Annotated in this window: 19 protein-coding genes; 15 read left to right on the top strand and 4 right to left on the bottom strand. The window is 71.5% G+C overall.

Annotated features, from left to right (window positions below; all coding sequences use genetic code 11):
- Nucleotides 1-27: 27 nt before the first annotated feature.
- From INT49_RS11885 to zupT, 3 genes are all read right to left on the bottom strand, one after another.
- On the bottom strand, nt 28-816 hold the full coding sequence (locus tag INT49_RS11885) for an alpha/beta fold hydrolase (protein WP_193117955.1): 789 nt from the start codon (nt 814-816) through the stop codon (nt 28-30).
- A 245-nt stretch (nt 817-1,061) separates the two neighbouring features.
- The gene (locus tag INT49_RS11890) at nt 1,062-3,290 is read right to left on the bottom strand and encodes an NADP-dependent isocitrate dehydrogenase (protein ID WP_193117956.1); all 2,229 of its coding nucleotides are present in this window, start codon (nt 3,288-3,290) and stop codon (nt 1,062-1,064) included.
- Nucleotides 3,291-3,439: 149 nt separating this feature from the next.
- Nucleotides 3,440-4,270 carry a zinc transporter ZupT gene (zupT, locus tag INT49_RS11895; RefSeq protein ID WP_193117957.1) on the bottom strand — a complete coding sequence of 277 codons (831 nt, stop codon included), beginning with the start codon at nt 4,268-4,270 and terminating at the stop codon, nt 3,440-3,442.
- A gap of 131 nt (nt 4,271-4,401) precedes the next feature.
- On the opposite strand from zupT, the gene INT49_RS11900 reads away from it, so the two are divergent.
- The 8 genes from INT49_RS11900 to INT49_RS11935 all read left to right on the top strand — a co-directional run bounded on the left by INT49_RS11900 (nt 4,402) and on the right by INT49_RS11935 (nt 14,069).
- The gene (locus INT49_RS11900) at nt 4,402-4,638 is read left to right on the top strand and encodes a hypothetical protein (protein WP_193117958.1); all 237 of its coding nucleotides are present in this window, start codon (nt 4,402-4,404) and stop codon (nt 4,636-4,638) included.
- Nucleotides 4,639-4,642: 4 nt separating this feature from the next.
- Complete coding sequence (hisD, locus tag INT49_RS11905) at nt 4,643-5,980, top strand: histidinol dehydrogenase (RefSeq protein WP_193117959.1); 1,338 nt, start codon at nt 4,643-4,645, stop codon at nt 5,978-5,980.
- Nucleotides 5,981-6,255: 275 nt separating this feature from the next.
- Nucleotides 6,256-7,344: a LacI family DNA-binding transcriptional regulator gene (locus INT49_RS11910; RefSeq protein WP_193117960.1), complete on the top strand. Its 1,089-nt coding sequence runs from the start codon at nt 6,256-6,258 to the stop codon at nt 7,342-7,344.
- A 68-nt stretch (nt 7,345-7,412) separates the two neighbouring features.
- On the top strand, nt 7,413-8,705 hold the full coding sequence (locus INT49_RS11915; RefSeq protein WP_226850377.1) for a sugar ABC transporter substrate-binding protein: 1,293 nt from the start codon (nt 7,413-7,415) through the stop codon (nt 8,703-8,705).
- Nucleotide 8,706: 1 nt separating this feature from the next.
- On the top strand, nt 8,707-9,696 hold the full coding sequence (locus INT49_RS11920; protein ID WP_193117961.1) for a carbohydrate ABC transporter permease: 990 nt from the start codon (nt 8,707-8,709) through the stop codon (nt 9,694-9,696).
- Nucleotides 9,696-10,514 carry a carbohydrate ABC transporter permease gene (locus INT49_RS11925; protein WP_193117962.1) on the top strand — a complete coding sequence of 273 codons (819 nt, stop codon included), beginning with the start codon at nt 9,696-9,698 and terminating at the stop codon, nt 10,512-10,514. Before INT49_RS11920 ends, INT49_RS11925 begins: the two co-directional genes overlap by 1 nt.
- Nucleotides 10,515-10,618: 104 nt before the next feature.
- On the top strand, nt 10,619-12,205 hold the full coding sequence (locus tag INT49_RS11930; RefSeq protein WP_319021600.1) for a glucoamylase family protein: 1,587 nt from the start codon (nt 10,619-10,621) through the stop codon (nt 12,203-12,205).
- Nucleotides 12,192-14,069 (top strand): glycoside hydrolase family 3 protein, encoded by a 1,878-nt coding sequence (locus tag INT49_RS11935; protein WP_319021601.1) that lies wholly within the window; start codon nt 12,192-12,194, stop codon nt 14,067-14,069. The genes INT49_RS11930 and INT49_RS11935 overlap by 14 nt, the downstream gene beginning before the upstream one ends.
- A gap of 168 nt (nt 14,070-14,237) precedes the next feature.
- On the opposite strand, the gene INT49_RS11940 is transcribed toward INT49_RS11935, so the two are convergent.
- Nucleotides 14,238-14,774 carry a DUF3054 domain-containing protein gene (locus INT49_RS11940; RefSeq protein ID WP_193117963.1) on the bottom strand — a complete coding sequence of 179 codons (537 nt, stop codon included), beginning with the start codon at nt 14,772-14,774 and terminating at the stop codon, nt 14,238-14,240.
- 244 nt (nt 14,775-15,018) lie between these two features.
- On the opposite strand from INT49_RS11940, the gene INT49_RS11945 reads away from it, so the two are divergent.
- From INT49_RS11945 to INT49_RS11975, 7 genes are all read left to right on the top strand, one after another.
- Nucleotides 15,019-16,161, top strand: a complete 1,143-nt coding sequence (locus INT49_RS11945; RefSeq protein ID WP_404801950.1) for a histidinol-phosphate transaminase — start codon at nt 15,019-15,021, stop codon at nt 16,159-16,161.
- Nucleotides 16,158-16,781, top strand: coding sequence for an imidazoleglycerol-phosphate dehydratase HisB (hisB, locus tag INT49_RS11950; protein WP_193117965.1), 624 nt, complete (start codon nt 16,158-16,160; stop codon nt 16,779-16,781). The genes INT49_RS11945 and hisB overlap by 4 nt, the downstream gene beginning before the upstream one ends.
- Nucleotides 16,778-17,404 carry a hypothetical protein gene (locus INT49_RS11955; RefSeq protein ID WP_193117966.1) on the top strand — a complete coding sequence of 209 codons (627 nt, stop codon included), beginning with the start codon at nt 16,778-16,780 and terminating at the stop codon, nt 17,402-17,404. The genes hisB and INT49_RS11955 overlap by 4 nt, the downstream gene beginning before the upstream one ends.
- 26 nt (nt 17,405-17,430) lie before the next feature.
- Complete coding sequence (gene hisH / locus INT49_RS11960) at nt 17,431-18,165, top strand: imidazole glycerol phosphate synthase subunit HisH (RefSeq protein WP_193118004.1); 735 nt, start codon at nt 17,431-17,433, stop codon at nt 18,163-18,165.
- Complete coding sequence (locus INT49_RS11965; protein WP_193117967.1) at nt 18,162-18,320, top strand: hypothetical protein; 159 nt, start codon at nt 18,162-18,164, stop codon at nt 18,318-18,320. Before hisH ends, INT49_RS11965 begins: the two co-directional genes overlap by 4 nt.
- A 207-nt stretch (nt 18,321-18,527) precedes the next feature.
- Complete coding sequence (gene priA / locus INT49_RS11970; protein ID WP_193117968.1) at nt 18,528-19,262, top strand: bifunctional 1-(5-phosphoribosyl)-5-((5-phosphoribosylamino)methylideneamino)imidazole-4-carboxamide isomerase/phosphoribosylanthranilate isomerase PriA; 735 nt, start codon at nt 18,528-18,530, stop codon at nt 19,260-19,262.
- Complete coding sequence (locus INT49_RS11975; RefSeq protein WP_193117969.1) at nt 19,259-20,116, top strand: SseB family protein; 858 nt, start codon at nt 19,259-19,261, stop codon at nt 20,114-20,116. Before priA ends, INT49_RS11975 begins: the two co-directional genes overlap by 4 nt.
- The last annotated feature ends 25 nt before the right edge of the window (nt 20,117-20,141 follow it).

The raw sequence follows: 20,141 nt of genomic DNA on the forward strand, positions 1-20,141 counted from the left end.
GCCACACAGGGCGGGCCGCCCGCAGCCTCAGCGCAGGAACGGGACGACCTGGTCGAGCACGTCGTCGGGCGGGAACAGGGTGGCGCCGTGGGAGCGCCCGGGCAGCGGGACGAACTCCGCATCCGGCATCAGCGAAGCGGCACGCACGGAATCCTCGTACCGCGGATGGTCCTCGGTGCCCGCCATCCACAGCGCCGGGACCGTGCAGTCCGCGAGCACGTCGTCGGGGACAGCGGCGGTGGCGTCGGTCGCGGTCAGCAGAGCCGCGACGGCGAGCGGATCAGCGGCCAGGAACGCCGTGCGCGTGGCACGGTCCCGCCGTGTGGTGATGCCGGGACCGAGTCCCTGGCCGTCGCAGAACGCCTCCATCCCGCCCTCCCGGATCGCGTCGATGACCTCCGGGAAGAAGACCGAGTCGATCTGGCCCCTCTGCACAGCGGCGGAACCGCCCAGGCTGACCAGGCGCGTCACCCGCGCCGGATGCTCGAGCGCTGCGGTCAGCGCGATACGGGCGCCCAGCGAGTAGCCCATCAGCGCGGCCCGGCCGATCGCCTCGGCGTCGAGCACCGCGAGCAGATCGGCGACGAACACGTCCTGCGTATAGGCGGCGGGATCGTGCGGGGTGCCCGACCGGCCATGCCCGCGCAGGTCCATCCTGATCACGGTGTGCTCGCCGGCGAGAGGCTCGAGATACCCCAGCCCCCGCCAGATCGCCCGCGAGAGCACGGAGCCGTGCAGCAGCACCACGGCGGGGCCGGAGCCCATGACGTCGTAGCGCAGGTCGATGCCGTCCACGGGGGAGGGGATGACGGGCACGGCCCGGTCCTTTCGGTCGGTCGCTCTGGGAGCGGAACCCGGATCGGGGCCGCTCTGCAGGGCACGGATGTCGGCTCTGCTGCGCGGGGTGCGGAGGGCAATTTGGCCCGTCGGCGGAAGCGGACGGGCCGCCGGTGATGTCTGCTGGCGATGTCGTCAGCTCGGATCACCAGCGGCCCGTCCGTGCAGCTGTCCGGAGAATCGGTCCCACGAGGAGCGGCCGTCCGGCCGTCCTCATCCCGGGCTCACAGCGCCGCGGAGATCTCCTCGAGGATGCGGTTGAACGTCGCCGACGGGCGCATCACAGCCGAGATCTTCTCGAGATCGGGACGGTAGTAGCCGCCGATGTCCGCCGGCTTTCCCTGCACCGCGAGCAGCTCGTCGGCGATGGTCTGCTCGCCGTCGGTGAGCTCCTTCGCGATCGGGCCGAAGGCGGTGGCGAGCTCGGTGTCCTCGCTCTGCTCGGCCAGCTCCTGCGCCCAGTACATCGCGAGGTAGAAGTGGCTGCCGCGGTTGTCGATGCTCCCGAGCTTGCGCTGCGGGGACCTGCCCTCGTTCAGCAGCGTCTCCGTGGCGCGGTCCAGGGCGTCGGCGAGCACGCGGGCGCGCTCGTTGTCCGCGGTGCGGGCGAGGTGACGCAGCGACTCGGCCAGCGCCAGGAACTCCCCGAGGGAATCCCAGCGCAGGTAGTCCTCCTCGACGAGCTGCTGGACGTGCTTGGGGGCGCTGCCGCCGGCACCGGTCTCGAACAGGCCGCCGCCGTTCATGAGCGGGACCACCGAGAGCATCTTGGCGCTGGTGCCCAGCTCCATGATCGGGAACAGGTCGGTGAGGTAGTCACGCAGCACGTTGCCGGTCACCGAGATGGTGTCCTCGCCGCGGCGCACGCGCTCCAGCGTGTGCTTGGTGGCCTCGATGGGGGCGAGGATCTGGATGTCCAGACCGTCGGTGTCCTCCTCGGCGAGGTACGCCTCGACCTTCGCGGTGACGTTGCGGTCGTGGGCGCGGGAGTCGTCGAGCCAGAACACCGCGGGCATGCCGGACTCGCGGGAGCGCCGCACGGCCAGCTGCACCCAGTCGCGGATCGGAGCGTCCTTGGCCTGGCAGGCGCGGAAGATGTCGCCCGCGGCGACCTCGTGGGTCATGAGCGCCGTGCCGGAGGCGTCGCGCACCTCGACCCGGCCAGCGGTCGCGATCTCGAAGGTCTTGTCGTGGGAGCCGTACTCCTCGGCCTTCTGCGCCATGAGGCCGACGTTCGGGACGGTGCCCATCGTGGTCGGATCGAAGGCGCCGTTCTTCTGGCAGTCCTCCACCGTCGCGGAGTACACGCCGGCGTAGGAGGAGTCGGGGATCACCGCGAGGGTGTCCTGCTCGGCGTCATCCGCGTTCCACATGTGGCCCGAGGTGCGGATCATCGCGGGCATGGAGGCATCGATGATGACGTCGGAGGGGACGTGGAGGTTGGTGATGCCCTTGTGGGAGTTCACCATCGCGAGGTCGGGGCCCGCGGCCAGGTCCGTGTCGATCGCGGCGCGGATCCCGTCGCGCTGCTCGGCATCGAGCGCGTCGACCCCGGCGAGGATGCCGCCCAGGCCGTTGTTCGGTGACAGGCCGGCCTGCTCGAGCTGCTCGCCGAACTGGGTGAACACGGTGGGCAGGAAGGCGCGCACCGCGTGGCCGAACAGGATCGGGTCGGACACCTTCATCATGGTGGCCTTGAGGTGCAGGGAGAACAGGACGCCCTGCTCCTTCGCGGCGGCGATCTGCTCGCTCAGGAACGCATCCAGGGCGGCGGCGCGCATGACCGTGGAGTCCACGACCTCGCCCGCGAGCACCGGGAGGGACGCCTTGAGCACGGTCTCGGTGCCATCGGCGGCGATATGCACGATCGACAGGGTGTCCTCGGCCTCGAGGACCACGGACTGCTCGTTGGCGCGGAAGTCGTCCGCATCCATCGTGGCGACGGAGGTCTTGGAGTCCGTGGACCACTCGCCCATGCGGTGCGGGTGCGCCTTGGCGAAGTTCTTCACCGCGGCGGGCGCCCGACGGTCCGAGTTGCCCTCGCGCAGGACGGGGTTCACGGCCGAGCCCTTGATCGAGTCGTAGCGGGCACGGACGTCCTTCTCCGCGTCGGTCTCGGGGGACTCCGGGTAGTCCGGCAGGGCGATGCCCTGGCCCTGCAGCTCGGCGATGGCGGCCTTCAGCTGCGGCACCGACGCGGAGATGTTGGGGAGCTTGATGATGTTGGCCTCGGGGGACTTCGCCAGCTCGCCCAGCTCGGCAAGGGCGTCGGCCTCCCGCTGCCCCTCGGGCAGGAGATCGGAGAAGGTCGCGACGATGCGGCCGGCCAGGGAGATGTCACGGGTGGTGACGTCGATCCCGGCGGTGTCGGAGAAAGCATCGAGGATCGGCAGGAACGATGCGGTCGCCAGCATCGGTGCCTCGTCGGTGTGGGTGTAGATGATGCGCGCCATGTGTCGCGGGGCTCCCTCGGGTCGGTGCGGCATTTGTCTTGACGTCAAGACTAATCGACGTCAGGCACGAGCCTGGAGTGTTGATCCGGATGCCCCCACGGTACGTGACGAGTCCCTCCCCGTCGCCTCCTCGTCAGCTCCTCGTCGGCTCAGAGGATCAGCAGGGTGAGCGCCATGATCGCCATGCCCGCGATCAGGGAGTAGATGACCGTGTGGTGCTCGCCGGTCTCCTCGGCCGCAGGCAGCAGCTCATCGAGCGAGACGAACACCATCACCCCGGCCACGCCCGCGAGGATCGCGCCCATCGCGTCGCCGGAGAGCAGCGGGGCGAGCAGCAGATACCCGAGCACGGCGCCCACGGGCTCCGCCAGCCCCGTCATCGAGGCGAGCCAGAACGCCTTGGATCGCGAGCCGGTCGCGCGGCGCACCGGGACCGCCACCGCGAGCCCCTCCGGGATGTTGTGCAGGGCGATCGCCGCGACCACAGGGATCGCGATCTCCGGTGCCTGCAGTGCGGCCACGAAGGTCGCGAAGCCCTCGGGGACGTTGTGGAAGGCGAGGGCCGCGGCGGTCACCGTGCCGGTGCGCAGGAGCCGTGCGCGCAGCGCCCGATCCGCCGCCTGCTCATCGGGCTCGCGCACCTCGGGGTCGCCGTGTGAGCCGGTCATCCTCCCGGAGAACTCATGGGGGCTGACCGCTTCGGGCACCAGACGGTCCAGCACCGCGATCAGCGCGATCCCCACGAAGAAGGAGAGGGTGGCGATCGCCGTGCCGCGGGCTGTGATCGCGCCGCCGCTGGAGAGCACATGGGCGCCCTCGGGGAGCAGCTCCACGAAGGACACGTACAGCATCACGCCCGCCGAGAGGCCGAGGCCGCCTGCCAGCATCTTCGGGTTCGTGCCCCGACCGAGCACTCCGAGTGCGGCGCCGATGCTGGTGGCACCACCGGCGACGAGGGTGAGGAGGAAGGCGGCGAGCACGAGGACGACACTAGCCGCCCAGGGCCTCGTCGTCGGCTCCGGCGCGGCGGAGCCGACGAACCGGGCGAGACAGAGCCGATGAACTGTGCGAGACGGAGCCGACGGACAGTGCGAGGCGGACGGACAGTACGGTGACCCGAGCGACGACAGGGGGCGAGATGGACTGGGAGGAGCGCTACCGCCGCGCCAGGGTGTCCTGGAACCGCGAAGCCGTCCGGCATCTGCGCTCCCGAGGATGGATCCTGCTCGTGACCGGGCGGCGGGTGACCTCCGCCGACGAGGAGACGGGGGAGTGGCCCGGGGGCATCACCTGGAAGGACCACTCCACGGCGGACGAGGTCCGTCTGCTCGGCCAGCTCCTAGACTGACCCCATGCCTGATCCTGCCCCGTTCCTCGCCGTGACCGACCTGCGCTCGCGCATCCTCAGCACCGCCGAGCTCACGGCGGCCCTGCCGCGCGCCGAGCTCGACGTCGAGGCCGCGACCGCCGCTGTGCGTCCCGTGGTCGACGACGTCGCCGCGCGAGGCGCGGCCGCCGTGCTCGATGCCTCGGAGCGCTTCGACGGAGTGCGCCCGGAGCATCTGCGGGTGCCGCAGGCCGAGCTGCAGCGGGCGCTGGACGAGCTCGATCCGGAGATTCGAGCCGCTCTGGGGGAGTCGGCGGCGCGGGTGCGCCGCGTGGACTCCGCCCAGAGCCGCCGGGAGGAGAGCGTCGAGGTCGTCCCCGGCGGCACGGTCTCGCAGCGCTGGGTGCCGGTGCGTCGGGTGGGCCTGTACGTGCCCGGCGGGCGTGCGGTGCTGCCCAGCTCCGTGGTGATGAACGTGGTGCCCGCGCAGGTCGCCGGCGTCGAGCAGATCGTGCTCGCCTCGCCGCCGCAGAAGGAGTTCGGCGGGCTGCCGCACCCCACGATCCTCGCCGCCTGCGCGCTGCTCGGGGTGACCGAGGTGATCGCCGCCGGCGGTGCCCAGGCCATCGCGCTGCTCGCGCACGGCGCCGACGACCTCGGTGACGGGAAGCACCTCGACCCGGTCGATCTCGTCACCGGTCCCGGCAACGTCTACGTCGTCGCCGCGAAGCGCCTGGTCCGCGGGACCGTCGGCATCGATGCCGAGGCCGGCCCCACCGAGATCGCGATCCTCGCCGACGCCACCGCCGACCCCGCCTTCGTCGCCGCTGATCTCATCTCGCAGGCCGAGCATGACCCGCTCGCCGCGAGCATCCTGGTCACCGACGACGAGCAGCTCGTCGCGGGTGTCGAGACGGAGCTCGCCCGTCAGGTGCCCCTCGCCCGGCACCGCGAGCTCATCGAGGAGGCGCTGCGCGGAGAGCAGAGCGGCGTGGTGATGGTCGACGGGATGGACCAGGGCCTGTCGGTGGTCGATGCCTACGGTGCGGAGCACCTCGAGATCCAGACGGCCGACGCCGCCGCGGTCGCCGCCCGGGTCACCAACGCGGGCGCCGTCTTCGTCGGCTCCCACAGCCCGGTGAGCCTCGGCGACTACGCCGCCGGCTCCAATCACGTGCTGCCCACCGGCGGCAGCTCCCGGTTCAACGGCGGCCTCGGCGTGCAGACCTTCCTGCGCGGCATCCACGTCGTGCACTACGACCGGGAGGCGCTGGCCGATGCCCGTGCGGCGGCCACCACGTTGGCCGACGCCGAGGGGCTCCCGGCGCACGGTGCGGCGATCGACATCCGCTTCGCGGACTGACCTGCGCGGGCGCGGGCCGACGGGCGGGGTCGCCCGTCGGCCTGTCGGCCTCGGCCCTTGGCCGTAGACCCGTCGACTCATCGGCCGTGCCGTGATCCAGGAACGTGCCTGCGCCTCTTGCGCACACCGATGTAAGCGCATACAGTCCGTGTCACGCTGTAAGCGCTTCCAGCTCTGATGGGGGCTTCCGGCTCCGACGGACGGCAGGTCCGGGAGTGCGCGCAGCGCTGCTGAGCAGGAATCGATGACGAGCTGGATGAGCTGGAGGAGACCGGATGATGGCCAACGGCGCATCCTCGCCCGTACCTACGATCTACCAGGTCGCTGAGCGCGCGGGCGTCTCGATCGCGACGGTCAGCCGCGCGTTCTCGGACCCCTCCAAGGTGGCACCCCGCACGCTGGATGCCGTCCTCGAGGCGGCCCGCGTCCTGCGGTACGTCCCGGCCGCTGCGGCCCGGGCGCTCGCCGTCCGGCGCAGCAAGGCGCTCGGCGTCGTGCTCCCGCACATCGACGGCCCGTATTACGCGGAGCTCCTGGTCGGGTTCGAGGTCGCGGCCTCCGAGCTCGGGCTGTCCGTGGTGCTGGCGCTCCTGAACCCGCAGGAGCCGCGGCATCTCTCCGTGCTCGACCTCCTGGGCCGCGTCGATGGCGTCGCCTTCATGGCCCGCAGCGGCGCGCAGGACGACACCGTGCGGCAGGTCGCCGATGTGCGACCCACCGTGAGCGTCGCCCGCGGCCAGGTCGAGGGCGTCGACGCCTTCTACGCCGAGAACCGCGCGGCGGCCCGTCAGCTCACCGAGCACCTCATCGAGCACGGCCGACGCCGCATCGGCTTCGTCGGGCGCCTCGAGGAGGGGTCCGACATCGGGCAGCGCCACGTCGGCTACCTCGAAGCCCTCGAGGAAGCCGGCCTCGCGCCCGCAGAGCGGTTCGAGAAGGACCCGGTCGAGGCCTCCGGACTCGAGATCGCCGAGATGCTGCTGGCCGTCGAGCGCGAGCGGAACGACGCGGACGCCGGTGCGGCCGGAGCGGACGATGCGACCGGGATCGCCGGTCTCGACGCACTCGTCTGCGGCAACGACGAGCTCGCGATGGCGATCATCTCCCGCCTCACCGCGGCAGGCGTGGACGTCCCCGGTCGCCTCGCCGTCACCGGATGGGACGACACCGTCACCGCCCGCTACCTGACCCCCGGCCTGACCACCGTCCGGCAGGACGTCGCAGAGCTCGGGGCCCTCGCCGCACAGCGACTCGCGGCCCTCATCGACGGGGACACGTCGCAGTCGCCGGTCACGGTCGACTCCAACGTCGTGCTCCGGCAGTCCTGCGGCTGCGCCCCCGACCCGGTCCCGGCCCTGGCGTAGCGCGCCCGCTCACGATCCGACCAGAACCGCACAGATCCCCCGACCGCCTCATGGACGAAGGAGTCATCATGACCAGCATTCCCCGCATCTCCCGCCGCACCCTCGGCGGATTGGGCGCTGCCGGCGCCCTGTCCGCCCTCGCCGCCTGCGGCCGCCCCGAGGAGGACGGCGGCGGTGCTGCAGACCCCGCCGCCCCGGTCGCCGAGGGACCCGCCACCGGCTCCCTCACGATCTGGGCCATGGGCGCCGAGGGCGAGGCCCTCCCCGAGCTGCTCACGGGCTTCGAGGAGGAGAACCCCGACGTCACGCTCGAGGTCACCCCGCTGCCCTGGGACTCGGCCCATGACAAGTTCACCTCGGCGATCGCCGCCGGCACCGCCCCGGACGTCGCCCAGGTCGGCTCGACCTGGATGGCGGAGTTCGTGAGCCTGGATGCTCTGGAGCCCACCCCGGAGTCCATCGCCCTGGACGACTTCTTCCCCGGCGCCGTCGAGGGTGTCACCGTCGGCGACACCGCCTACGGCGTCCCGTGGTACGTCGAGACCCGCCTGGTCTACTACCGCAAGGACATCGCCGAGGCCGCCGGGATCTCCGAGCCGCCGACCGACTGGGAGGGCCTGGCCGCCATGGCGAAGGCGCTCCAGGGCCAGCCCGACGGGAAGTGGGGCATCGCCCTGCAGCCCGGCGGGGACGGCTCCTGGCAGACCGTGCTCCCGCTGTGCTGGTCCAACGGCGGGGGTGTCGTCTCCGAGGCCGGGGACGAGTTCACCTTCGAGACGCCGCAGAACGAGGAGGCGCTGGCCTACTACCAGTCCTACTTCACCGACGGGATCGCCGACCCGGCACCTGCCGAGGGCACCACCGAGCAGGACTTCGTCTCCGGAGCGGTGCCGATGTTCGTCTCCGGCCCCTGGATGATGGCGGCCGTCGAGGGCGTGGGCGGAGACGGCTTCGCCGACAAGTACGGCGTGTTCGTGATGCCCGTGAAGGAGACCAGCTCGAGCTTCCTGGGCGGTGCCAACATCGGCGTCCTCCAGGGGTCGAAGAACCGCGACTCCGCCTGGAAGCTCGTGGAGTACCTCTCCCGCCCGGAGGTCCAGATCCAGTGGTTCGAGCAGGTCACCGACATGCCTGCGGTGCAGTCGGCCTGGGAGGACGAGAAGGTCTCCTCCAACGAGAAGTTCGAGGCCTTCCACACCCAGCTCGAGACCGCCCTCGCCCCGCCCACGATCGCCACCTGGGAACAGGTGGCTGCGAAGTTCGACGCCCAGATCGAGCAGGTCTGCAAGCAGGACCTCGCCCCGGCCGACGCCCTCCAGGCCGCGCAGTCCGAGGCACAGGGCATCGGGATCGGCGCCTGAGATGACCACGCAGTCCGCCTCCTCGGCCGCGGCCCTCCCGCCGCCGTCGCCCACCGGGAGCAGAGGGAGCCACAGGGGCAGGGGCAGTGCCTCCCGGCCCGGGCGCCGCCGCGGCCACCGCGCCGCCGCGGAGGCCCGCGCCGGGCTGCTGCTTTCCCTGCCCTTCGTGGTGCTCTTCGGGATCTTCATCGCCTGGCCCGTGCTGCAGTCGATGTTCATGTCCTTCACGGACATGCGCATCACCGACATCCGGTCGCCGTTCGCGGTGGACTTCGTGGGTCTGGACAACTACATCGCTGCCTTCCACGACCCCGTCTTCCGGCGGGCAGCCCTGAACACCGGAGTGTTCGTGCTGGTCGGGGTGCCGCTGACGATCATCGCGGGGCTCAGCGCCGCGATCGCCCTGAACCGGGGCGCGCTGAAGCTGCGCGGACTGTTCCGGATGGGCTTCTACACCCCCGTGGTCACCTCCATCGTGGCCGTCGCCGTGGTCTGGAGGTTCCTGCTGCAGCCCGAGAACGGCTTGGTGAACACCGTCCTGGGCTGGGTGGGGATCGACGGGCCCAACTGGCTGGGTGATGAGCGCACCGCCCTGCTGTCGCTCATCGTGATGGCGGTCTGGCGCAACTTCGGCACCTCGATGGTGATCTTCCTGGCCGGCCTGCAGGCCGTGGACCGCGGGCTGCACGAGGCAGCCGCGCTCGACGGGGCGAACGCCTGGCAGAGGTTCCGGAACATCACCATCCCGTCCATTCGGCCGACGCTGCTGTTCGTGCTGGTCACCACGTCGATCGGCTACCTGCAGTTCTTCGAGGAGCCCTTCGTCATGACGGGCGGCGGTCCGTTGAACTCCACGATCTCCGCCTCCATGTACACCTACAACCAGTTCGGATTCGGCAACTACGGCATGGCCGGGGCGATGGCGTACCTGACGTTCATCGTGATCGGCATCGTCACCCTCGCGCAGTTCCGCCTGATGAGGGAGAAGTGATGATCGAACGTCGCAGTCCCGTCCTGACCTATGTCATCCTCACTGCCTTCCTGCTGCTGGTCATCACGCCCTTCGTGTGGATGATCCTCGGCAGCGTGAAGACCCAGGGAGAGCTCCTGCGCGTCCCGCCCACCTGGCTGCCCGAGGAACCCACCTGGGACAACTTCCGCCGTCTCTTCGATCGGCCCTTCGGCCACTACTTCCGCAATTCGACCGTGGTGGCGATCGCGGTGACGCTGGGGAACCTGATCTTCAGCTCGATGTTCGGCTACGCGCTCGCGCACCTCACCTTCCCCTTCAAGCGGGTGCTGTTCGTGCTGGTCCTGGTGTGCCTGATGATCCCCGGACTGGTCACCTTCATCCCGCAGTACGTGCTGGTGGTGAACATGGGGCTGGCCAACACCATCCCCGCGCTCATCCTGCCGTTCCTGGTGCAGCCGTTCAGCGTCTTCCTGATGCGCCAGTTCTTCCTGGGACTGCCCCGGGAGCTGCTCGAGGCCGGCCGTATCGACGGCGTCGGCGAGGTCGCGATCTTCTTCCGGATCTACCTGCCGCTCGCGGGCCCCGCCTTCGCGACCCTCGGCATCCTCACCTTCCTCGGCTCCTGGAACAACTTCCTGTGGCCGCTCGTCGTCTCCTCGAGCGAGTCGACCTACACCCTGCCCGTCGCGCTCGCCCTGATCTCGACCGGACAGAACCAGACGGATTACGGGCTGCTCCTGGCCGGCGCCACGCTCGTGGTCCTGCCGATCCTCCTCGTCTTCCTCTTCTTCCAGCGCTACTTCATCCAGGGCATCGCCACCTCCGGCATCAAATGATCGGCGTCCGCTGATCTCCACCACCCGACACCACCCCGCACGATCCTGCACGACCCCGCACGAGACCCGGTCCGACGTCGTACCCATCGCCTCGAGGAGGCATCGTGAACTCCATCCCTCGCCGCACCCTGCTCACCGTCCCGCTGCTCGGAGCCGGCGCCGCCCTCGGGGCCGTCGGCGCCGCGAGTCCGGCCCTGGCAGCTCCCGCCCCGACGCCCTCGGGGGCCGGGCTGTCGACGGCCGGTCTCCCGGCCCTCGTCGGCACCGCCGGGGGAGGGCGCGACGAGCGCCTGCTGCGACGCTGGGCGAAGGACACCTGGCGTTCCCTGGACGCGATGACCGTGCGCAGCACCGGACTCGTCTCCGACACCATCGAGGCGGACCTGACGGGGCATTCGCGCCACACGTCGCCCACCAACATCGGCGGCTATCTCTGGTCCACGCTCCTGGCCCGCGAGCTGCGCCTGATCACGCCGGGGGAGGCCCGCAACCGGATCTCCCGCACCCTGGACTCGCTCGAGACGATGGAGCATCACGAGCCCTCGGGCATGTATTACAACTGGTACGACGAGACCGACGGCTCCGTGCTGCGCAGCTGGCCCGGCACCGGCGACCCCGTGGTCCCCTTCGTCTCCAGCGTCGACATGGGCTGGCTCGGCGCCGCCCTGCACGTGGTCGCCCAGGCCGATCCCTCCAACCGCCGTCGGGCGAAGCGCCTGTTCGACGCGATGCGCTGGGATGTGTTCTTCGACCGCGACGTCGACGTCCAGCCCGGGCAGACCATCGGCGGCTTCTGGGTCGAGGACCCGCACCGGGACGGCGTCGAGCTGCTTCCCCTGTTCCAGGACATCCCCGGGGCAGAGGTCTGGTACCACACGGAGCATCACTACGACACGGCCGTCTCCGAGGCCCGCATGGTCACCTACCTCGGGATCATGACCGAGCAGATCCCGGCCGCCGCCTACTTCACGACCTTCCGCACCTTCCCGCCCCAGTGGGACTGGGCCGAGATGCCGCCGGTGGGCGACTGGGCCGAGCACGAGGGGGTCGCCGTGTTCGAGGGAGCCCACACCTACCGCGGCCTGGAGATCGTCCCCGGCTGGGGCGGCTCCATGTTCGAGGAGCTGATGCCGGACCTGTTCGTGCCCGAGGCCGCCTGGGGCCCGGACAGCTGGCGCAGGAACCATCCGCTCCATGTGCGCGCCCAGCGCGAGCACGGACTCGAGGAGGCCGGCTACGGCTACTGGGGCTTCTCCCCGAGCTCCGACCCGCACGGCGAGTACCGCGAGTACGGCGTCGATGCCCTGGGACTGAACCCCGAGGGCTACTTCTCCGACGCCGCGGCCACCGACTGGCATCAGGGAGAGCCCTACCCGCAGGGGCTCGACGGCGTCGTCACCCCGCACGCCGCGGCGCTCGCGATGCAGTACGAGCGCGCCGAGGCGATCGAGAACCTCTCCCGGATCGAGACCGAGCTCGGCGCCTACGGACCCGGCGGCTTCCACGACGCCGTCGCCGTCGGCTCGGGAGTCATCGCCCGGCGCCACCTCTCCCTGGACCAGTCGATGGTGCTCGGCGCCCTCGGCAACGTGCTGCTCGAGGAGCAGCTGCACCGCTGGTTCGGCACCGACGAGGTCGCCGCCCGCCTCCGTCCCGTCCTCGAGCAGGAGACCTTCCGTGCCCACGGCTGACCGCACCCTTCCCCACCTCTCCTCCGCGCCCGACGGAACCCGCTTCCGCGACCTGAACCGCAACGGGGTGATGGACCCCTTCGAGGACCCTCGCCTCAGCCCGGAGGAGCGCACCGAGGACCTGCTGGCCCGCCTCTCCCTCGAGGAGAAGGTGGGGCTCATGTTCCACACGGTCATCGAGACCGGCCAGGACGGCACTCTCCTGGAGACCCCGGGCGCGATCTCCAAGTCGCCCACCTCCACGGTCGTGCTGGACAAGCGCATGAGTCACTTCAACGTGCACGGACTGGACGATGCCCGTGCCGCGGCCCGCTGGCACAACCGGCTCCAGGAGCTCGCCGAGCAGACTCCCCACGGCATCCCCGTCACGATCTCCACCGACCCCCGCCACGGCGGTGCCCAGAACGCGGGCACCTCCTGGGTGACGTCGTTCTTCTCCCTGTGGCCCGAGCCGCTCGGGCTCGGCGCTCTCGGCGATCCGGAGCTGGTGCGCACCTGGGCGGGCACCGTGCGCCGCGAGTACACCGCAGTCGGGATCCGGGCCGCGCTGCACCCCGTCGCCGATCTCGCCACCGAACCGCGCTGGGCCCGTCAGCGCGAGTGCTTCAGCCAGGACCCGCAGCTCGTGGCCCGCCTCGTCACCGCGGCGCTCGACGGTCTGCGCGGGGCTGAGGGCGAGATTCCGGTGCAGTCCACGGTCAAGCACTTCCCCGGCGCCGGTCCGCAGAAGGACGGCGAGGATGCGCACTTCCCCTACGGCCGCGACCAGGTCTACCCCGGGGGTCGCTTCGAGGACCACCTGCTGCCCTTCCGCGAAGCCATCGCCGCGGGGGCCGACGCGATCATGCCCTACTACGGCCGGCCCGTCGGCCTCCAGATCGACGGGCACGAGATCGAGTCCGTCGGCTTCGGCTTCAACGAGCAGGTGCTCACCGGCCTGCTGCGAAACGAGCTCGGCTTCGACGGCGTCATCGTCAGCGACTGGGAGCTGGTGAACGACAACCACGTCGGCGACCAGGTGCTCCCGGCGCGCGCCTGGGGCGTCGAGGAGCTCATCCCCGCCCAGCGCCTCCAGCGGATCCTCGAGGCAGGGGCCGATCAGCTCGGCGGCGAGGAGTGCACCGAGCTGCTCCTGGGCCTGGTGCGCGATGACCTGGTCGAGGAGGAACGGGTGACCGACTCGGCCCGTCGGCTGCTGCGGGTGAAGTTCCGGCTCGGGCTGTTCGACGACCCCTATGTCGACGAGTCCGCGGCCGACGCCCTGGTGGGCAGCGAGGAGAGCCGCCGCCAGGGCCATGAGGCGCAGGCCGGCAGCGTCGTGGTCCTGCACGACGACGGTCACGTGCTGCCGCTGCACACCGTGCGCGGCAGCACCCGCATCTATGCCGAAGGGCTGCCTGCCGACGTCATCGCCCAGCTGGGGGAGCAGGTCGCCACCCCGGCGGAGGCCGACGTCGCGCTGCTGCGGATCGGCGCCCCGTTCCAGCCCCGCGACGACCTCTTCCTGGAATCGTGGTTCCACCAGGGCGACCTGGAGTTCCCGCCCGGGCTCGCCCACCGTCTCGCCCGTCTCCGCGCCGCGTGCCCGCTGATCCTCGACGTGGACCTCGACCGGGCCGCCGTGCTCACCGACATCGCGGGGGAGTGCGACGCACTCACCGGCAGCTTCGGGGTCTCCGCCGCCGCCTGGGCGGACGCGATCACGGGCGTGGTCCCGGCCCGGGGTCGACTCCCGATCGAGCTGCCGCGGTCGATGAAGGCGGTGCGGGAGGCTCACGAGGATGTCCCCGGCGGCACGGCGGAGCCGCTGTACCCCTACGGGCACGGCCTCGACATCGACCAGGTGATCAGCAGCAGGCGGTGATGCGGTCGGGCCGCCGGGCCGCCCGGTCGCCGGCCGTGCTGGTCGTCGATCCGGCCGGTCACCGATCCGCCTGGTGGTCGCTCCGTCTGGTCGTCGAGCCTGCACCACGTGTCGGTGAGAGCCTCCTCACCGACACGTAGTGCAGGGTGGAGCTCGCTGCGTGGGCGTTCAGCGCCGCGCGGGCCCGGCGGCTGTGTCGTCGGTGCCGTCGTTGTCGTCGTCGTTGCCGGTGGTCGCGACTCCAGCTCGGGTCGCGGCCGCGGTCCCGTTGCCCACTCCGGCCTCGGCTCCGGCTGTGGCAGCGGACTCGTTGCCGGCCTCGCCCCCGGCTCCGGCGAGGGGCACCCTGCGCACCCCGCGGGTGAGGTACATCGCCACCGCGCGCCAGCCGAGCATCAGCACGCCGGTGAAGATCGCCGTGGTGAGGATGAAGGCCACCTCGGTGCCGGCCGAGAAGAGGGTGCGGATCGCCATCGCGGCGGCGATCGTGATCGCCCACACGAACACCCCGTGCGGCCACACGCGGAAAGGCGCGCGCCAGGCGCGGATCGCGAGATGGCCCAGCAGCACGCCCACGGCGAACGGCCAGCCCACCAGGAACAGGTTCTGCGAGGTCAGCGGCGTCCCGTGCTGCAGGAAACCGATGGCGACGAAGAGGATGACGACCAGCAGGTCGCCGATCAGGGCACCCAGAGAACGGAACATCCTCTCAGCGTACTGGCGGACAGGCCGCCGTCCTCTCAGCCGGCGGCCCCTGCAGGGGTCTCTGTGAACGGCGCCACCTCGTCCTCCCTGGAGGCGGTCGCCGCGCCCCTCCGGTCGACGTGCTCCCGACCTGCTGGCCTGCCTGCTCGCGACGGTCGACGTGCCTGTCGGGGAGCACCGGGCCGCTCTGGATGGCCGTCTGCACGGTGGGCGGCCGGGTCGTCGGCGCCGCGGCCGAACTACGATGGGCCCCATGCCCGAGAACTCTGCTCCGACCCTGGCCACCGACGCGCTGCCGCAGCCGCGCGACGGCATCGCGGGAGCCGCCCCATACGGCGCCCCGCAGCTCGCGGTCGAGCATGCGCTCAACGTCAACGAGAACCCCTACGGGCCCTCCCCGGAGCTCGCGGCGTCCATCGGCCGGGCCGCGGCGGACGCCGCCGTCGGCCTGAACCGGTACCCGGACCGTGAGGCCCTGGACCTGCGCACCGACCTCGGCGAGTACCTCGCGGCGGAGTCCGGCATCGCCGCGCCGCCGCGCGAGGCGGTCTGGGCGGCCAACGGCTCGAACGAGATCATGCACCAGCTGCTGCTGGCGTTCGGCGGCCCCGGACGCACCGCGCTCGGCTTCACCCCGCACTACTCGATGTACCCCGAGTACGCCCGCGACACCTACACGCGGTGGGTCACCGCGGAGCGGGGCCCGGAGCCCGAGTTCGCGCTCACCGCGGAGGCGGTCACCGCCGCGATCGCCGCACACGAACCGAACATCGTGGTGCTGACCAGCCCGAACAACCCCACCGGCACGGCGCTCACCCTCGACGTGGTCGAGGCGGCCGCCGCGGCGCTGGCACCGAGCCGGGGACTGCTCGTGGTCGACGAGGCCTATGGCGAGTTCCGCCGCGACGGGGTGCCCAGCGCCCTCACCCTCCTGGACCGCCACCCCAACATCGTGGTCACCCGCACCATGTCCAAGGCCTTCGCCCTGGCGGGAGCACGGCTCGGCTACCTGGTCGCCCATCCGGCGATCGTCGACGCCGTGCGCGTCGTGCGCCTTCCGTACCATCTGTCGGCCGTCACCCAGGCCGTCGCCCGTGCCGCCCTCGCCCACCGCGAGGAGCTGCTGGGCAAGGTGGCCCTGCTGCGCAGCGAGCGCGACGCCCTCGCCGAGCACCTGGTGGCCCGCGGCCACGACGTGGCCCCGTCCGACGCGAACTTCATCCTGTTCCGCACCTTCTCCGATCGCGACGCGGTGTTCGAGGCGCTCCTCGACCGCAGCGTCCTCGTCCGAGCCGTCGGCCCCGCCGGCTGGCTGCGCGTGTCCATCGGCACGCCCGAGAACAACACCGCATTCCGCACCGCCCTCGAGGAGGCCGACCCCCGATGACCGACACCACCAGCGCGCGCCCGTCGCGCACGGCGAGCATCACCCGTTCCACCCGCGAGTCCTCCGTCGAGGTCACCCTCGACGTCGACGGCACCGGCCAGGTCGAGGTGTCGACCTCCGTGCCGTTCTTCGACCACATGCTCACGGCCCTGGGCACCCACGCCCGCTTCGACCTCACGGTGCGCGCGACCGGCGACACCCACATCGATGCGCACCACACCGTCGAGGACACCTCGATCGTGCTCGGTCAGGCGCTGCGCGAGGCCCTCGGCGACAAGAAGGGCATCGCCCGCTTCGGCGACGCCCTGGTCCCGCTGGACGAGTCCCTCGCCCAGGCCGTCGTGGACCTCTCCGGCCGCCCTTACTGCGTGCACTCCGGCGAGAGCGAGGCCCAGGCCACGCACCTCATCGGCGGCCACTTCACCGGGTCGCTGACCCGCCACGTGTTCGAGTCGATCGCCCACCACGCCGCGATCTGCCTGCACATCCGCCTGATCGAGGGCCGCGACCCGCACCACATCGTCGAGGCCCAGTTCAAGGCGCTCGCCCGCGCGCTGCGCGCGGCCTGCGCCTACGACGAGCGCGTCCTGGACGTGCCCTCCACGAAGGGAGCCCTGTGAGCACCGCCGACCCGCGTGACCCGGATCAGGATCCGTCCGACGGCTCCGGCCACGGCTCCGACGACATCGATGCCGAGTTCGCCCGGCTCACCGAGGGTCTCTCCCTCGACTCCCTCGATGAGACCCCGCTGACCGTCGAGGACGTCCTGTCCGAGACCCCTGCCGAGGAGAAGGAACCCACGATCGCCGTGGTCGCCACCTCCGTCGCGACCAGCCAGGCACTCGCCGGCGCGATCCGGCTGGGCCGGGAGGCGCGCACCGACGGGATCGACATCCCCACCGGCAGCCGCACCCTGGAGACCCGCACCGGCGCGATCGCCGTGGGGGAGCTCGAGGAGACCGCCGCCCATGATCTCGCGGCGATCGCCTCGACCGCGCTGCAGCGCAACGGCATCGTGCTGTTCTGGCGCCGGGGCGACCGCATGACCGCCACCCGGTACAAGGGCGGGGAGCGCGGCGAGGACATCTCGCCCGCGATCGTGCTCGGCGCGGTGGACGACGTCGTGGAGGAGCTGCTCCTCGGGACGACGGCAGTGGACGAGCTGGAAGAGGGCATCGACCCCTCGACGGTCACCCGGGCCGAGGCCCTGGCCTGGATCGCCGGTAAGGGGAAGCGCAAGTGACCGAGGCCGATCCCCTCCCCGAGAGCATCGCCGAACCCTCTGCCGAGCCGGGTGCCGGCGACGCCGCCGCCACCCCGCGCGTCGTGGTCCTGGATCACGGCTCGGGCAATGTCCGCTCCGTGGTGCGCGCCCTCGAGGCAGCCGGCGCCGCCGTCGAGCTCACCGCCGATCGCGATCTCGCGCTCGCGGCCGACGGTCTCGTCGTGCCCGGCGTCGGCGCCTTCGCCGCCACCATCGAGCAGGTGCTCGCTGTGGGCGGGGACCGCATCATCGAACGACGGCTGGCCGGCGGCCTGCCCGTCCTCGGCATCTGCGTGGGCCTGCAGATCATGTTCGACGCCGGTACCGAGCACGGCCAGCGTAGCGCGGGGCTCGCGCAGTGGCCGGGCGAGATCACCGGCCTCCAGGCATCCGTGGTGCCCCACATGGGGTGGAACACCGTGGAGGCCGCCGACGGCACCCAGCTGTTCCGGGGCGTCGAGTCCGAGCGCTTCTACTTCGTGCACTCCTACGCCGCGCGCGAATGGACCATGGAGCAGATCGGCTCGCTCGCCGCCCCGAAGGTCACCTGGGCCGAGCACGACGGGGACCGCTTCGTCGCGGCCGTCGAGAACGACGCGCTCACGGCGACCCAGTTCCACCCCGAGAAGTCCGGGGACGCCGGGGCCAAGCTCCTGGCGAACTGGCTCGGCACGCTGCCGCGCCGCCGACCCGGGGCTGAGGGCGCCGCAGCAGGTGCCCAGCAGGAGGCGTCACCGTGATCTACGCCTTCATCCTGCTCTTCGCCGGCGGCATGACGCTCGGCGGAGCCTGGTCCTTCTACCGCTCCAAGAAGCCATGGTGGGCCACCCTGGGACTGCTCGTGCTGGGCCTGGTCTTCATCGGCATCTCGTTCTGGCGGCTGCGGACCGGCTGACCGGCACGACCTGTCGCCGGCTCCGTCCGTTCCCGCCCATTCGCCCCTCCCTGAGTTCCTCGGTTCCCGAGCATTCTCCGTACTCCTTGCAATCCCCGCACTTCCTGCATCCCGTGCAGTCCGTGCATTCTCTGCAGTCCCCACCAGTGATCTCGAGCCCCTGCAGGGCGACGACCCCGAGACAACCCGCTTCCAGGAGGCACCCCTATGACCGCTCCGATCCTCGAGCTGCTGCCCGCCGTCGATGTGCAGTCCGGCCAGGCAGTCCGTCTCGTGCAGGGTGAAGCCGGCTCCGAGACCTCCTACGGCGCCCCGCTGGACGCCGCCCTCGCCTTCCAGGAGGGCGGTGCGCAGTGGCTGCACCTGGTGGACCTCGACGCGGCCTTCGGGCGCGGCAGCAACGCCGCCCTGCTCGCCGAGGTCGTCGCCGCGGTCGACATGAACGTGGAGCTCTCCGGCGGCATCCGTGACGACGACTCCCTCGCCGCCGCGCTCGCCACGGGCTGCCGCCGTGTCAACCTCGGCACGGCCGCCCTCGAGAACCCCGAGTGGACCGCGGAGATCCTCGCCGAGCACGGCGACCGCATCGCCGTCGGCCTCGACGTGCGCGGCACGACCCTCGCCGCCCGCGGCTGGACCCGCGAGGGAGGCGACCTGTGGGAGACCCTCGAGCGCCTCGACGAAGCCGGCTGCCAGCGCTACGTCGTCACCGACGTCACGAAGGACGGCACCCTGCGCGGTCCCAACGTCGACCTCCTGCGCGACGTCTGCTCCCGTACCGACGCCGCCGTCGTCGCCTCCGGCGGCATCTCCTCGCTCGAGGACCTGCGTGCCCTGCGCGAGCTGGTCCCCGCCGGGGTCGAGGGCGCGATCGTGGGCAAGGCCCTCTACGCCCAGGCGTTCACGATGGGTGAGGCGCTGGACGTCGCAGGTCGCCGATGACAGGGGCACCAGAGACCCCGGACCCCTCGGAACGGCGGCCCGCCGACGCTCACGAGACCCGTGCGGAGGCGGTCGCGAAGGCGCTGCCCGCGCACTTCCGCGAGAAGTCACCGCTCACGGACACCGCGGGTGTCTCGTGGGAAGGGCGCGACTACACCGTCAGCCCCTTCCCGGAGGATTCCGGGGCGATCCCGGAGGAGCTCGGCCGTGCGCTGACGGCCCACCGTGCCGGTCAGGATCCTCACCGTCAGGCGTTCGTGGCGGCCTTGGCGCGGAGCCGCGTGCTGGTGCCGATCATGGCGGTCGCCACCGAGACCGGCACCACCGCGCACGGGCTGACCGGTGACAACGGCGCCGATATGGCGATGGTGTCGATCACCGCGCCCGACGGCATCCGGGTGCTGCCGATCTTCACCGCCGCCGATGCCCTGAGCGCCTGGCGGTCCGACGCCCGCCCGGTCCCCGTGGTGGCCCCGCAGGCCGCACAGGCCGCGGTGCAGGAAGGCTGCACCGCACTGCTGGTGGACGCGGCGACCTCGCCGGACGTGGGCGGGCCGATCCTGCTCCCGCGATCAGTGCTCTGGGCGCTCGCCCAGGGACGCGAATGGGTCCCTCCGCATCTGGATCCGGAGCTCTCCGCCGTCCTGGACGCCGTCGCGGACGCGACGGATCAGGTCGAGGGCCTCTCGGCGCGTGCAGGGCAGCGCAGCGAGGTCGACCTCCATCTGCAGCTGCGCCCCGGACTCACGGCGCCTCAGGTGCGCGCGGTGGTCGACGAGGTCTCCGCCCGTCTCGGCGCGGAGACGCTCGTCGCCGAGCGGATCAGCTCACTGCGTCTCGTGCTGGGGTCCTGACCGTACGAGCTGCGGGAGCCGGTCG

Origin of the sequence: Brachybacterium tyrofermentans, assembly GCF_014897585.1 — a bacterium.
In the GTDB taxonomy this organism is placed as follows: Bacteria; Actinomycetota; Actinomycetes; order Actinomycetales; family Dermabacteraceae; genus Brachybacterium; species Brachybacterium tyrofermentans.